1 protein-coding gene is annotated in these 339 nt (G+C 67.6%); it reads left to right on the forward strand.

Annotation, left to right across the window (positions count from 1 at the left end):
* Window positions 1-339, forward strand: a 339-nt coding sequence (locus ACLZOT_RS50880; protein ID WP_416976104.1) for a GTP-binding protein, incomplete at both ends; no start/stop codon positions are given.

A 339-nucleotide genomic window follows, 5' to 3' on the forward strand; every position in this document is an offset into this window, starting at 1 on the left:
TGCTGGTCGACGCCTCCGAGGGGCCGCTGCCGCAGACCCGTTTCGTGCTGCGCAAGGCGCTGCAGGCCCGTCTGCCCGTCATCCTGTGCATCAACAAGACGGACCGCCCCGACTCCCGTATCGACGAGGTCGTGAACGAGGCCTATGACCTCTTCCTCGACCTCGACGCCGACGAGGACCAGATCGAGTTCCCCATCGTCTACGCCTGTGCGCGTGACGGTGTGGCCTCGCTGACCAAGCCGGAGGACGGCACGGTCCCGCAGGACAGCGACAGCCTGGAGCCGTTCTTCTCCACGATCCTGTCCCACGTCCCGGCTCCGGAGTACGACGAGGCGGCGC

Origin of the sequence: Streptomyces sp. 4F14, from assembly GCF_048159485.1 — a bacterium.
Classification (GTDB): domain Bacteria; phylum Actinomycetota; class Actinomycetes; order Streptomycetales; family Streptomycetaceae; genus Streptomyces.